We start from the raw sequence: 13,308 nt of genomic DNA on the forward strand, positions 1-13,308 counted from the left end.
GTGGCTAATTTGCGCGTAGAAGTGATCAGTTTGTTTCCCGAGATGTTTTCCGCGATCGGCGACTACGGCATCACCAGTCGTGCGGTCAAACAGGGGCTCTTGCAGCTGACCTGTTGGAATCCGCGAGATTACACGACGGATCGGCATCACACTGTGGACGATCGCCCGTTTGGCGGTGGTCCGGGCATGGTGATGAAGATCAAACCCCTGGAAGATGCTCTGGTTCAGGCCAAGGCAGCAGCCGGGGAGGCGGCGAAGGTGATTTACCTGTCCCCCCAAGGCCGTCAACTGACTCAGTCGGCGGTACGCGAGCTGGCACAATCGGATGCATTGATCCTGATTGCCGGCCGCTATGAAGGCATTGACGAGCGCTTTATTGAGGCTCATGTCGATGAAGAGTGGTCGATTGGCGACTATGTACTGTCTGGCGGCGAGCTGCCGGCCATGGTCCTGATCGATGCGGTTACACGACTGCTGCCTGGAGCTTTAGGGCATGCGGATTCCGCTGAGGAAGATTCCTTTACGGATGGTCTGCTGGATTGCCCGCACTACACCCGACCTGAGGTGTATGCGGATCAGCGTGTTCCCGACGTGTTGCTGAGTGGCAATCACGCGCATATCCGGCGTTGGCGTTTACAGCAGTCCCTTGGTAGGACCTTTGAACGACGCGCCGATCTTCTGGAAAGCCGCTCGCTTTCTGGAGAAGAGAAGAAGCTGCTCGAGGAATACATCCGCGAGCGGGACGATAGTTAACAACGTATCGATGGTAGATCGAACGATTTACCTTAGGAGCACAGCATGACCAACAAAATCATCCTTGCACTCGAAGCAGAGCAGATGACCAAAGAAATCCCTACCTTCGCCCCAGGCGACACTATTGTCGTTCAGGTGAAAGTGAAGGAAGGCGATCGTTCCCGTCTGCAAGCGTTCGAAGGCGTTGTAATCGCCAAGCGTAACCGCGGCGTGAACAGTGCGTTCACCGTTCGTAAAATCTCCAACGGTGTTGGCGTAGAACGTACTTTCCAGACCTACTCCCCGCAGATCGACAGCATGGCTGTTAAACGTCGCGGTGACGTACGTAAAGCCAAGCTGTACTACCTGCGCGACCTGTCGGGTAAAGCAGCTCGCATCAAGGAAAAACTGGCTTAAGTCCAGCTTCCGATGCAGAAAAAAGCAGCCTACGGGCTGCTTTTTTGTTGCCCGAAATTCCCCCTTTTGCAGGAGCTGCCGAAGGCTGCGATCTTTTGATCTTGCTTTCGATGCGCAACCCACTGTTTACGAGCTGTCCGATATGACCCCCCGCGACCAGGAAATCCAGCGCCGCACCGAACTCTCGGTGACCCGCGTGACCAAGGCTGTCTTCCCGCCGACCACCAACCACCACAACACCTTGTTCGGCGGCACTGCGCTGGCGTGGATGGACGAAGTCTCGTTCATCACCGCTACGCGCTTCTGCCGATTGCCACTGGTGACCGTGTCCACCGACCGCATCGACTTCAATCACGCGATCCCGGCCGGTTCCATCGTCGAGCTGGTCGGGAAGGTGATCAAGGTGGGCAACACCAGCCTCAAGGTCGAAGTGGAAGTGTTTGTCGAGAGCATGAGCTGTGATGGCCGCGAGAAGGCGATCCACGGGCAATTCAGTTTTGTCGCCATTGATGATGACAAGCGGCCGGTGCCGGTGCTGCCCGGGTTTGCGGCCTGATCCGAGACCGCGTCGCGCCCTTCGCGAGCAGGTCAGACGCCGCTGCTCTCAGGCTGAATCAGAGCCAGCACTGTCCACCCGGATCCCGGCTTCACCGTAGTCTCCGGCGTCACCACATGCACCCAGCCACTGTCATCACGCATGAATAGCAAGGTCGCACGATTACCATGCAGCGCGCGGTAATCCTCCCAGCCAAAGCCATCCGTCAGCGTCGTGCTGTACAGTTCGGCACCCTGGCCCATCTGGCTGGCCAGTTTCGCGTAGGTAAACGCCTCGCTGCCCAACTGATTGCCGCGATGCTCAAGGCTGGCGCGGTGCTTGTCACTGCGACGGCTTTCCTGACCGCTGGCCAACCCAAACAGACGCTGATGGCCGAAGTCATGACGAAAACGCATCGCCGCCAAGGTATTCAGTTCACCCGACGGTGACAGCGCCAAAAGATGCCCCAACCCGACCAGATCCAGATGTGCGTCAGCATGCTGTGAGGCCGGATTGCCGAAGTAGGTCGGCAAGCCTTCCATGCGTGCGGCGCGAATGTTTTCCCAACTCGAATCGGTCAGCAGCACCCGACTCCCGAGTTGCTGCAACGACTTGCCCAGTTCCCGGGCCGGACCGTTGGCACCGACGATCAGGAAGCCGCTCGGCGCCGGCTCCGCGACCTTGAGCAGTCGTGCCAGCGGTCGCGCAGTCGCACTTTGCAGGACAACGGTGCCGATGATCACCGCAAACGTCAGCGGCACCAGCAGCAATGCACCCTCGTGCCCGGCCTCATGCAGGCGAATCGCGAAAATCGCCGACACTGCCGCCGCGACAATCCCGCGTGGCGCGATCCAGCACAGCAATGCGCGCTCACGCCAACTCAGACTGGACCCCGCCGTACTGAGCAGTACGTTTAGCGGCCGGGCGACCAACTGAATCACCAACAGCAGAATCAGCACCAGCGGCCCCAGACCGATCAGCGCGTACAGATCCAGCCGCGCTGCCAACAGAATGAACAGCCCGGAAATCAACAGCACGCTGAGGTTCTCCTTGAAGTGCAGGATGTGCCGCACATCCACGCCCTTCATGTTCGCCAACCACATGCCCATTAGCGTCACCGCCAGCAGGCCGGACTCATGCATCACTTCGTTGGCGGCAATGAAAATCCCCAGCACCGCCGCCAGCGAGGCGAGGTTATGCAGATACTCCGGCAGCCATTGCCGGCGGATCACCGTGCCGAGCAGCCAGCCACCGACAATGCCGAACACTGCGCCGCAGAGAATCACGCCGCCAAAGGTGAACAAACTCTGCTTGAGCCCATGCCCTTCAGCGCTGGCAATGATGAAGCTGTAGACCACCACGGCGAGGAGGGCGCCGATCGGGTCAATGACGATGCCTTCCCAGCGCAGAATATTGGCGATCGAGGCTTTCGGGCGCACCACGCGCAGCATCGGCACGATCACCGTCGGGCCGGTGACCAGTGTCAGGCTGCCGAACAGGATGGCCAGCATCCAGTCGAAGCCGAGCAGAAAATGCGTGGCGACCGCGATGACAATCCAGGTCGAGATCGCGCCGATGGTCACCAGACGATGAACGACGCTGCCGATCTCCTTCCACTCCGACAGATGCAGAGTCAGGCTGCCCTCGAACAGAATCAGCGCGACGGCCAGCGACACCAGTGGCATCAGCAGCGGCCCGAACATCTCTTGTGGGTCGAGCCAGCCCAGTACCGGGCCGACCAGAATGCCCGTCAACAACAGAAACAGAATCGCCGGCAGCTTCAGGCGCCAGGCCAGCCATTGGCAACCCAGTGCTGCCGCGCCGATCCCGCCAAATGCCATGAGAATTTGCTGCTCGTTCATTGATGCTCCCTGTTCCTTGAATTAGCGGGCTATGAAAGACTAGCGCCCATTCCTACAGTTCACTCTACATTTGCGCACAGTCCTTGAGGCTGTGTGACTTGAGCGCCCATGCCTGCCATCGACCATCCGCTGATTGACCAATTCCTCGACGCTTTATGGCTGGAGAAAGGCCTGTCCGATAACACCCGCGGTGCTTATCGCAGCGATCTGGCGCTGTTCAATGGCTGGTTGCAGGAGAAAAACCTCGAACTGATCAATGCCGGTCGTGAACTGATCCTCGATCATTTGGCCTGGCGTCTGGAGCAGAACTACAAACCGCGTTCCACGGCGAGATTTCTCTCCGGTGTGCGTGGGTTTTATCGCTATTTGCTGCGGGAAAAGCTGATCAGCCTCGATCCGACATTGCGCGTCGACATGCCGCAATTGGGGCGGCCACTGCCCAAGTCCCTGTCGGAAGCCGATGTCGAGGCGCTGCTCAAGGCACCCGATCTGAGCGAAGCCATCGGCCAGCGCGACCGCGCCATGCTTGAGGTGCTGTACGCCTGCGGGTTGCGGGTGACCGAACTGGTCAGCCTGACGCTGGAGCAGGTCAACCTGCGCCAAGGCGTGTTGAGGGTGATGGGCAAGGGCAGCAAGGAACGGCTGGTGCCGATGGGCGAAGAGGCGATCGTTTGGGTCGAGCGTTATATGCGTGACGGCCGAAGCGAATTGCTCGGTGGCCGCCCCAGTGATGTGCTGTTCCCCAGCCAGCGCGGCGAGCAGATGACTCGCCAGACCTTCTGGCACCGGATCAAGCATCAGGCCAAGGTTGCCGGGATCGGCAAGTCGCTGTCGCCGCACACCTTGCGCCATGCGTTTGCCACGCACTTGCTCAACCACGGCGCGGATTTGCGCGTGGTGCAGATGTTGCTCGGGCACAGCGACCTTTCCACTACGCAGATCTACACCCACGTCGCCCGCGCCCGATTGCAGGATCTGCACGCCAAACATCACCCGAGAGGTTAACTCCATACTCCCCCTGTAGGAGCTGCCGAAGGCTGCGATCTTTTGATCTTAAAAACAAAATCAAAAGATCGCAGCCTTCGGCTGCTCCTACATAAAGCGGTGTGATCTATGGCGACAGGCGCATTCGGCCACCGTGGCCTTATGTGTTAGGCTTTGCCGGTTTGCACGATGGACGGTTATGACCCGGTGTTCCGGCACGGGCGTTCTGATCGTTCCATTTGTCCGCCTTCAGGAGTTCTCATGCGTCTGACCCAGATTTTCGCCGCCGCAGCCATTGCGTTGGTCAGCACCTTTGCCGTCGCCGATGACGCGGCCGACAAAGCCATTCGTCAAAGCCTGGAAAAACTCGAACTCGAGGTTCCGGTAGAAAGCATCAGCGCCAGCCCGTTGCCAGGCATGTACGAAGTCAAGCTCAAGGGCAGTCGCGTGCTTTATGCCAGCGCCGACGGCCAGTACATCGTTCAGGGTTACCTGTTCCAGCTCAAGGACGGCAAACCGGTCAACCTGACCGAGAAGACCGAACGCCTGGGCATCTCCAAACTGATCAATGCCATCCCGGTGGCCGAAACCGTGGTCTACCCGGCCGTGGGCGAAACCAAATCGCACATCACCGTGTTCACCGACACCACTTGCCCGTACTGCCACAAGCTGCACGCCGAAGTGCCTGAGCTGAACAAGCGCGGCATCGAAGTGCGTTATGTCGCATTCCCGCGCCAGGGTCTGAACTCGCCGGGAGATGAGCAACTGCAAGCCGTGTGGTGCTCGAAAGACAAGAAAGCCGCCATGGACAAAATGGTCGATGGCAAGGAAATCAAGGCCGCCAAGTGCGATAACCCGGTTTCCAAACAGTTCGCCCTGGGGCAGTCGATCGGCGTAAACGGTACACCGGCCATCGTTTTGGCCGACGGACAAGTGATTCCGGGCTACCAGCCTGCGCCACAAGTCGCCAAACTGGCGCTGGGCGCGAAGTGATTCGCATCGTCACGGTCAGCCGTGACGATCGTGGTCCGGCAGCCGCATCGCCGGGCCATCAATAGAGAGCCGCGAGCACGCGGTTGTTTTCCGGCCGACCCCGCGTCGGCCGTTTTATGGGGAGTTCACAGTGAATCCGGTCAAAGTAGGCATCTGTGGGTTAGGGACCGTCGGTGGCGGTACCTTCAACGTACTTCAGCGCAACGCCGAGGAAATTGCTCGTCGTGCCGGGCGTGGAATCGAAGTGGCACAAATTGCCATGCGCACGCCAAAGCCTCAGTTCCAGACGACCGGTATTGCGATTACCAACGATGTCTTCGAAGTGGCCACGAACCCTGAGATCGACATCGTTATAGAGCTGATGGGCGGCTACACCGTTGCCCGCGAGCTGGTACTCAAGGCCATCGAGAATGGCAAGCATGTGGTCACCGCGAACAAGGCTCTGATTGCCGTTCACGGTAATGAAATTTTCGCCAAGGCCCGCGAAAAAGGCGTGATCGTGGCGTTCGAAGCAGCGGTGGCCGGTGGCATTCCGGTGATCAAGGCGATCCGTGAAGGCCTGTCCGCCAACCGCATCAACTGGGTCGCCGGCATCATCAACGGCACCGGCAACTTCATCCTCACCGAAATGCGCGAGAAGGGCCGTACCTTTGAAGACGTGCTGGCCGAAGCCCAGGCACTGGGTTACGCCGAAGCTGATCCGACCTTCGACGTTGAAGGCATCGACGCCGCGCACAAGCTGACGATTCTGGCCTCCATTGCGTTCGGCATTCCGCTGCAATTCGACAAGGCTTATACCGAGGGCATCACCAAGCTGACCACCGCCGACGTCAACTACGCCGAAGCGCTGGGCTACCGCATCAAGCACCTGGGCGTGGCGCGCAGCACTGCCGCCGGCATCGAGTTGCGCGTGCACCCGACGCTGATCCCGGCCGATCGTCTGATCGCCAACGTCAACGGCGTGATGAACGCGGTGATGGTCAACGGTGACGCCGCCGGTTCGACGCTGTTCTACGGCGCTGGCGCTGGCATGGAGCCGACCGCTTCGTCGGTCATCGCCGATCTGGTCGACGTGGTTCGCGCCATGACTTCCGATCCGGAAAACCGTGTACCGCACCTGGCCTTCCAGCCGGATTCGCTGTCGGCCCATCCGATCCTGCCGATCGAAGCCTGCGAAAGCGCTTACTACCTGCGCATTCAGGCCAAGGACCATCCGGGCGTACTCGCTCAGGTGGCGAGCATCCTCTCGGAGCGCGGCATCAACATCGAGTCGATCATGCAGAAGGAAGTCGAAGAGCAAGACGGTCTGGTGCCGATGATCCTGCTGACCCACCGCGTGGTCGAGCAGCGAATCAACGATGCCATCGCTGCCCTCGAAGCGCTGGCCGGCGTGAATGGTCCGGTTGTACGGATCCGCGTCGAGCACCTGAACTAAACAGAAGCAGCTGCAAGCTTCGAGCTTCAAGCTGCAAGTAAAAGCAGAGCCGCTTTTCACTTGTAGCTTGCAGCTTACGGCTTGAAGCCCAAACCGAAGGTTTGTCCTTATGCGTTATATCAGTACCCGCGGCCAGGCACCGGCCCTGAATTTCGAAGACGTCCTGCTGGCCGGTCTCGCCACCGACGGCGGTCTGTACGTCCCGGAAAACCTGCCACGTTTCACCCAGGAAGAAATCGCTTCGTGGGCCGGCCTGCCTTATCACGAGCTGGCTTTCCGGGTGATGCGCCCGTTTGTTACCGGCAGCATTCCGGATGCCGATTTCAAAAAAATCCTTGAAGAAACCTACGGTGTGTTCGCCCATAGCGCCGTCGCGCCATTGCGTCAGCTGAACGGCAACGAATGGGTGCTGGAGCTGTTCCACGGCCCGACCCTGGCGTTCAAGGACTTCGCCCTGCAACTGCTTGGTCGTCTGCTTGATTACGTGCTGGCAAAGCGCGGTGAGCGCGTAGTGATCGTCGGCGCCACCTCCGGTGATACCGGTTCGGCCGCCATCGAAGGCTGCAAGCACTGCGAAAACGTCGACATCTTCATCCTGCACCCGCACAACCGTGTGTCCGAAGTGCAGCGTCGCCAGATGACCACGATTTTCGGCGAGAACATCCACAACATCGCCATCGAAGGCAACTTCGATGACTGCCAGGAAATGGTCAAGAACAGCTTCGCCGACCAGAGTTTCCTCAAAGGCACGCGTCTGGTCGCGGTGAACTCGATCAACTGGGCGCGGATCATGGCCCAGATCGTTTACTACTTCCACGCGGCCCTGCAGTTGGGTGGCCCGGCGCGATCGGTGTCGTTCTCGGTGCCGACCGGTAACTTCGGCGACATCTTCGCCGGTTACCTGGCGCGCAACATGGGCCTGCCGATCAACCAGTTGATCGTCGCCACCAACCGCAACGACATCCTGCACCGCTTCATGAGCGGCAATCAGTACGTCAAGGAAACCCTGCACGCCACGCTGTCGCCATCGATGGACATCATGGTCTCGTCGAACTTCGAACGCCTGCTGTTCGACCTGCACGGTCGCAACGGTGCGGCGATTGCCGGCCTGATGGACACCTTCAAGCAAGGTGGCGGTTTCAGCGTCGAACAAGAGCGCTGGACCGAAGCGCGCAAACTGTTCGACTCGCTGGCCGTGGACGATGCGCAGACTTGCGAAACCATCGCCGAAGTCTACGAGCAAACCGGTGAAGTGCTGGATCCGCACACTGCCATCGGCGTCAAGGCCGCGCGCGAATGCCGTCGTAGCCTCGATATCCCGATGGTGATCCTCGGCACCGCACACCCGGTGAAATTTCCGGACGCGGTAGAGAAAGCCGGTGTAGGAAAAGCGCTCGAGCTACCTGCACATCTTTCTGATTTGTTTGAGCGAAACGAGCGTTGCACCGTTCTGCCAAACGAGCTGAAAGCCGTGCAAGCCTTTGTCAGCCAGCATGGCAACCGCGGCAAGCCGCTTTAAGCCAGTAAAAGCTGTCACATTTTGAAGCCCGTCTCCTGACGGGCTTTTTTGTTTCTGCTGCCACACTGCTCGGGTTTTCACCCACGAAGGACGGGTGAGTCGATCACGAAGGAAGTGGCAATGCTGTTTTATAGAGGTTTGAAACCGGCACTGGTTGGGGTGTTCCTGTTCGGATTGCTGGGGTTGATGCGCTGCAGTGTGGCAGCGCAATTGGTGCTGAATAACGATGCCATGGCATCCAGCGTCCAGCCCATCGAACTGGCTGCGCATGAGCGCGAGTGGATTCGCGACAACCCCAAAGTGACGGTGACGTCGGTGCAGTACCCGTTGTATCTGTTTCAGGATGAGCATGGGCAATGGAGCGGCTTGAATAACGATGTGCTCAAGCGTGTGTCGGCGATGACCGGGCTGCAATTCGTGCATCAGGAGTCGTTTTCCACCGATCACATGCTTGAGCGTCTGGCGAGTGGCGCGGCGGATATCAGTACGACCCTGGCCATGAGCGAAGAGCGCAAGGCGTTTCTGGATTACAGCCACGCATTCGGTGGCGCCGGCTGGGTATTCGTCGGCCGCGCTGACGCGCCGCGCCTGGAATCTTTCGAGCAATTGAGTAAACGGGTGCTGGTGCTGCCGGCCCGGCATGCGCTGGAAGACATGATCAGGCGTGACTTTCCCACAATCGAGATTCGCTCGGTCAAGACTTACGCCGAGGCGCGGGCGCTGGTCGAGAGCGGTGATGCCTACGCTACCATCGAAAACGAAATCGGCGCGCAGCTTTACCCCTTGGGTTTGCTCAAGGTCGGCGGTCTGGTCGAAGGCAAGTGGGAAGCCGATAACCTCGCCGTGCGCAAAGGCATGCCGGTGCTGCTGAGTATTCTCAACAAGGCCCTTGAGGCCTTTCCCGCGGCCGAGTTACGCGCGATCCGCCTGAAATGGCTGGAAGGTATTGCGCCGGCGCCCGTGCCGTCGATCTGGCAGCAGATGCTCGAATGGGGTTGCTGGGGCATGGCCGGATTCGGCGTGTTCGGCCTGCTGTCGTTAATATGGAATCGGCGTCTGACGGCAGTGATCAAATTGCGCCGCGTGGCGGAAAAGGATCTGGGCGATCAGTTGGCCTTTCAGCATGCATTGATCGACTCCATGCCGGATCCGGTGTTCGTCCGTGATCTGCAAGGACGGCTGATCATGTGCAATCGCAGCTATGAGGAGGCGTTGTCGGTGCGGCTGGATCAGGTGCTGGGACGGTTGCTGATCGAGGTGGACGCGCTGCCCGAAGCCACGGCGTTGATGCTGCACGACGAATTCATGGTGCAGTTGCGCACACGCAAATCGCGCTTCAGCAAACGCCGATTGCAATTCAAGAGTGGTCCCCGTGAGGTCTATCAGTGGACAGTGCCGTTCTATAGCGCCGACGGCAAACTGCGAGGGCTTTTGGGTGGCTGGACGGACATCACCCAGCGTCGCACAGAGAGCGGGTGTCGATGTCTGCAATGAAGATGGGAAATGTCCTATAAGACGCGGCTACTTTTCCGATGGGAGGCTTAGGACGGCTGCCCTAGAGTGACAACAACTGCGGTGAGAGTCCGCGATTGTCTCTCCAGAGGTCGCTTATGCGCTCGCTTAAAGTCCTGATACTTGAACCCAACCCGTTCCAGCTGATGGCGTTGCATCAAATGCTCAACGCCATCGGCATCTATGACGTGCTGACGGCGCCTTCGCTGGCATCGGCCCTGTCTTCACTGAGCCATCGCGGCGCGGTGGACATCGCCATTTGCGACCCGCAACTCAAGGGCGGCGATGGCCTGGCGCTGATTCATCATCTGGCGGCTCAGCGTGAGGCGCGTGCGCTGATCCTGCTGGGGGCGGTCGCGCCAAGCCTGTTGAACGATCTCGAGCCTTTGCTGCGTGAACACCACCTGCGGTTGCTGGGGCGCCTGCAAACCCCGGTCTCGGCGGTGCTCATGCGCGGGCTGCTCGACAGTTACTTGAGCGCCGCTTCACCCCTCGTGCAGGTTTGACGGGTACGGTTACTTTTCTGTCATCTTCGCCGTGCATGCTCTGACAGACCGGTGACACTCCAGAAACGGGGCGTTCGGTATGCAGAACTTTCTTCTCGGGCCGGTGGTCATTTATTGTGAACACGCCCCAGGCACACAGTTTTCGGACTATTGAGTGGAGATCGAGATGGAAAGTATCAGTCTATTGCTCGGTGAGGCTCTGAGCCCGTATCAGGTTTCGTTGTCTCCAAGCGGTTCCCATGGCGAATGCCGGGTGACCTTGAAGAACAGTCACGGCGCCATTGTGGTAGAGCGTGAATTCAATCAGGCACAACTGACCGACAAGCGCCAACTGACCGATGTCGTTGACGGCTTGCACCGCGATGTTCTGATTGCGGAAGGACGGCTGGAACCCTGTGTAATCGCGGCATTGCGCAACGCTGCGCTGGACAAACGTGCGGCGCTGTAAAGATGAAATATTTTTTGTGGGAACCTTCCTGCATCCCTGTCAGTCAGACCCGGTAACAGCAGGATCAAGCATTGTGCTCCGGTGCTTGTCGCTTGCTGCTACTGGTCTTTATGTAGGCCACGTTTAACCCCGAGTCGTCTCCCCACTTCTCGGGGTTTCTTTTTGCCTGCAACTTGCTCATGGCGCCGCTTGTTGCTCGAAGAACGATCGGGCCTGTTCGAGGTAGTCGCTTCGCATCGCCGGGTCCAGCCAGTCGGCGTACAACTGGTTCAGTTGATCGTGGGGAAGAGTGCGCAGCAGTTGGTTAATTTCGCTGATTGCCTGACGGCCCTGGCGTGTGTCGGAGCAGCCGATGTAGCCCGACAGGTATTTACCGGTGCCTCGGATCGGATAAAACAGCAACTCGTCTTCGGCGATTTGCGCCAGATGAGCCTGATAACGAATTTCTGGCCAATAGCCCAGCACCACCTGTAATCGTCCCAGGCGCTGCATCAGCAGCAGATTGTTCAGGGCGTCGTTGCCGTAATGAAGGGTCAGGGCGTCCCTAGGGGCCTGGCGTAGCAAGTCATCGACTATTTCACCGTAACTGCGTTCAGCCACGACTCCGATTTTCTCTTTGCCATTGGCTAGAAGCGATGCCAGATCGACTTCACCCTCCACGAGAAACGGCGCCAACACTTCGCGATCTTTCTGACGCACCACCAGCCCATTACTGACGGCGCGGAAGGTCGGGATGGAATACGCGATCCATTGCGCGCGCTCCTTGCTCCAGATCAGCGACGGGTCGCAAGTGAAGGAGGCTTCGTGAAGCATCTGGATGCCGCGGGCTCGATTGACTCGCATCAACTTGTGTTCGTATTGCGGCATGCCGGCAATCAGCATCGGCATAAGGTGATCAATGACACCCAGGCCCTTTTTCGGGCCTTCGAAAATGGTCAGTGGCGGCAGGTCGCGCAGTAACCAGATCAGCGTCGGTTTCGCCTGCGCGCCGTTCGACAACATGAGTAGAAACAACAAGCCGAACAGCCGCCACGTCCACCATTGATGGGCGTGGTTGGCGTGTGATGTCTGCCGGCGTTTCAGCTCAAATGGCTCCGTCTTCGCGCAACTTGGCGATCTGTCGCTCGTCGTAGCCAAGATCGTGAAGTACCTGCGCATTGTGTTCACCCAGTTGCGGTCCGACCCATTCTGAACTGCCAGGTGTCTCAGAGAGTTTCGGCACGATGCCCGGCATCTTGAAATCTTTGCCGCCGGGCAGCTTGGCCTGCAGGAACATCTCTCGGGCCAGGTACTGTGGATCGCTGAACATGTCCTCGGCGCTGAAGATCCGACTGGCCGGCACTTCGGCCTGATTGAGCAGATCGAGCACCGTTTGCAGCGGCAACGAATTGACCCAGCGATCGATCACCCCGTACAACTCGTCGCGGCGACTGTCGCGCCCGTCATTGCTGGCCAGTGTCGGATCGTTGGCCAGGTCTTCGCGGCCGATGATCTGCATGAAGCGCTTGAAGATCGCGTCACCATTGGCGCCGATCTGTACGTGTTTGCCGTCGGCACTGGTGTGAATAGAGGAGGGCGTGATGCCGGGCATGATGTTGCCGCTGCGCTCGCGGACAAAGCCGAACACGTCGAATTCCGGCACCATGCTTTCCATCATCGCGAAAATCGCTTCATACAAGGCCACATCGACAACTTGCCCGGTGCCGCCATTGACTTCGCGATGACGCAGCGCCATCAATGCGCCGATCACACCCCACAGTGCGGCAATCGAATCGCCGATGGAGATCCCGGTGCGCACCGGTGGCCTATCCTCGAATCCGGTGATGTAACGCAGACCGCCCATGGACTCGCCCACCGCGCCGAAGCCCGGTTGATCTTTCATCGGCCCGGTCTGGCCGAAACCGGACAGGCGCACCATCACCAGTTTCGGGTTCAAGGCGTGCAGGGTTTCCCAGCTCAGGCCAAGTTTTTCCAGCACACCGGGCCGGAAGTTCTCGATGAGGATGTCCGCTTCACTGAGGAGTTTTTTCAGGATCGCCAAACCGTCAGGGTGTTTGAGGTTCAGCGTCAGCGACTTTTTATTGCGCGCCTGAACGAACCACCACAGCGACGTGCCTTCGTACAGTTTTCGCCACTTGCGCAATGGGTCCCCGCCGTCGGGCGATTCGATCTTGATCACTTCGGCACCGAACTCGCCGCAAATGCGCGAGGCAAACGGCCCGGCAATCAATGTACCCAATTCAATGACTTTCACACCGCTGAGCGGTTTGTTGGCGAACGGCATACTGAATCCTGTAGGACAAGGCTAAGCAGATACAGCGTTTTAACATAGCCGGCTGTCAGACGCCGCAGCTTGATCGCCATC

13 protein-coding genes are annotated in these 13,308 nt (G+C 59.0%); 10 read left to right on the forward strand and 3 right to left on the reverse strand.

The features are described 5' to 3' along the window. The 3 genes from trmD to M9827_RS23700 all read left to right on the forward strand — a co-directional run bounded on the left by trmD (position 1) and on the right by M9827_RS23700 (position 1,705). Positions 1 to 753, forward strand: coding sequence for a tRNA (guanosine(37)-N1)-methyltransferase TrmD (gene trmD, locus M9827_RS23690; RefSeq protein WP_008081628.1), 753 nt, complete (start codon positions 1 to 3; stop codon positions 751 to 753). 45 nt (positions 754 to 798) lie between these two features. Continuing rightward, on the forward strand, positions 799 to 1,149 hold the full coding sequence (gene rplS, locus M9827_RS23695) for a 50S ribosomal protein L19 (RefSeq protein ID WP_003175895.1): 351 nt from the start codon (positions 799 to 801) through the stop codon (positions 1,147 to 1,149). 142 nt (positions 1,150 to 1,291) lie between these two features. Beyond that, positions 1,292 to 1,705, forward strand: a complete 414-nt coding sequence (locus M9827_RS23700) for an acyl-CoA thioesterase (protein WP_093436815.1) — start codon at positions 1,292 to 1,294, stop codon at positions 1,703 to 1,705. A 32-nt stretch (positions 1,706 to 1,737) separates the two neighbouring features. Here the strand turns inward: M9827_RS23700 and M9827_RS23705 are convergent, their stop codons facing one another. Beyond that, positions 1,738 to 3,546: a cation:proton antiporter gene (locus tag M9827_RS23705; RefSeq protein ID WP_250607426.1), complete on the reverse strand. Its 1,809-nt coding sequence runs from the start codon at positions 3,544 to 3,546 to the stop codon at positions 1,738 to 1,740. 108 nt (positions 3,547 to 3,654) lie between these two features. Here M9827_RS23705 and xerD point away from each other — a divergent pair, with 108 nt between their 5' ends. The 7 genes from xerD to M9827_RS23740 all read left to right on the forward strand — a co-directional run bounded on the left by xerD (position 3,655) and on the right by M9827_RS23740 (position 10,943). Next, positions 3,655 to 4,551 carry a site-specific tyrosine recombinase XerD gene (gene xerD, locus M9827_RS23710; protein WP_250607428.1) on the forward strand — a complete coding sequence of 299 codons (897 nt, stop codon included), beginning with the start codon at positions 3,655 to 3,657 and terminating at the stop codon, positions 4,549 to 4,551. 240 nt (positions 4,552 to 4,791) lie between these two features. Continuing rightward, positions 4,792 to 5,523, forward strand: a complete 732-nt coding sequence (gene dsbC / locus M9827_RS23715) for a bifunctional protein-disulfide isomerase/oxidoreductase DsbC (protein ID WP_007908974.1) — start codon at positions 4,792 to 4,794, stop codon at positions 5,521 to 5,523. Between the two features lie 130 nt (positions 5,524 to 5,653). Next, positions 5,654 to 6,958: a homoserine dehydrogenase gene (locus M9827_RS23720; RefSeq protein ID WP_250607430.1), complete on the forward strand. Its 1,305-nt coding sequence runs from the start codon at positions 5,654 to 5,656 to the stop codon at positions 6,956 to 6,958. Between the two features lie 109 nt (positions 6,959 to 7,067). Further along, positions 7,068 to 8,477 carry a threonine synthase gene (gene thrC / locus M9827_RS23725; protein ID WP_250607432.1) on the forward strand — a complete coding sequence of 470 codons (1,410 nt, stop codon included), beginning with the start codon at positions 7,068 to 7,070 and terminating at the stop codon, positions 8,475 to 8,477. 120 nt (positions 8,478 to 8,597) lie between these two features. Then, positions 8,598 to 9,971, forward strand: coding sequence for a transporter substrate-binding domain-containing protein (locus tag M9827_RS23730; RefSeq protein WP_250607433.1), 1,374 nt, complete (start codon positions 8,598 to 8,600; stop codon positions 9,969 to 9,971). A gap of 116 nt (positions 9,972 to 10,087) precedes the next feature. After that, the gene (locus M9827_RS23735; protein ID WP_250607434.1) at positions 10,088 to 10,495 is read left to right on the forward strand and encodes a response regulator; all 408 of its coding nucleotides are present in this window, start codon (positions 10,088 to 10,090) and stop codon (positions 10,493 to 10,495) included. Positions 10,496 to 10,661: 166 nt separating this feature from the next. Beyond that, positions 10,662 to 10,943, forward strand: coding sequence for a DUF3509 domain-containing protein (locus M9827_RS23740; protein ID WP_250607435.1), 282 nt, complete (start codon positions 10,662 to 10,664; stop codon positions 10,941 to 10,943). Positions 10,944 to 11,120: 177 nt separating this feature from the next. Here M9827_RS23740 and M9827_RS23745 read toward each other — a convergent pair whose 3' ends face one another. Next, positions 11,121 to 12,101 (reverse strand): TIGR02285 family protein, encoded by a 981-nt coding sequence (locus M9827_RS23745; RefSeq protein ID WP_250607436.1) that lies wholly within the window; start codon positions 12,099 to 12,101, stop codon positions 11,121 to 11,123. Then, positions 12,028 to 13,227, reverse strand: a complete 1,200-nt coding sequence (locus M9827_RS23750) for a CaiB/BaiF CoA transferase family protein (protein ID WP_250607437.1) — start codon at positions 13,225 to 13,227, stop codon at positions 12,028 to 12,030. The genes M9827_RS23745 and M9827_RS23750 overlap by 74 nt, the downstream gene beginning before the upstream one ends. Positions 13,228 to 13,308 lie beyond the last annotated feature (81 nt).

It is taken from the genome of Pseudomonas sp. AKS31, assembly GCF_023634765.1.
Classification (GTDB): Bacteria; Pseudomonadota; Gammaproteobacteria; order Pseudomonadales; family Pseudomonadaceae; genus Aquipseudomonas.

Coding starts and splice junctions, on each gene's coding strand:
- rplS (WP_003175895.1), top strand. CDS start 799: ATGACCAACAAAATCATCCTTGCACTCGAAGCAGAGCAGATGACCAAA.
- M9827_RS23700 (WP_093436815.1), top strand. CDS start 1,292: ATGACCCCCCGCGACCAGGAAATCCAGCGCCGCACCGAACTCTCGGTG.
- M9827_RS23705 (WP_250607426.1), bottom strand. CDS start 3,546: ATGAACGAGCAGCAAATTCTCATGGCATTTGGCGGGATCGGCGCGGCA.
- xerD (WP_250607428.1), top strand. CDS start 3,655: ATGCCTGCCATCGACCATCCGCTGATTGACCAATTCCTCGACGCTTTA.
- dsbC (WP_007908974.1), top strand. CDS start 4,792: ATGCGTCTGACCCAGATTTTCGCCGCCGCAGCCATTGCGTTGGTCAGC.
- thrC (WP_250607432.1), top strand. CDS start 7,068: ATGCGTTATATCAGTACCCGCGGCCAGGCACCGGCCCTGAATTTCGAA.
- M9827_RS23730 (WP_250607433.1), top strand. CDS start 8,598: ATGCTGTTTTATAGAGGTTTGAAACCGGCACTGGTTGGGGTGTTCCTG.
- M9827_RS23735 (WP_250607434.1), top strand. CDS start 10,088: ATGCGCTCGCTTAAAGTCCTGATACTTGAACCCAACCCGTTCCAGCTG.
- M9827_RS23740 (WP_250607435.1), top strand. CDS start 10,662: ATGGAAAGTATCAGTCTATTGCTCGGTGAGGCTCTGAGCCCGTATCAG.
- M9827_RS23745 (WP_250607436.1), bottom strand. CDS start 12,101: ATGCGCAGGTACTTCACGATCTTGGCTACGACGAGCGACAGATCGCCA.
- M9827_RS23750 (WP_250607437.1), bottom strand. CDS start 13,227: ATGCCGTTCGCCAACAAACCGCTCAGCGGTGTGAAAGTCATTGAATTG.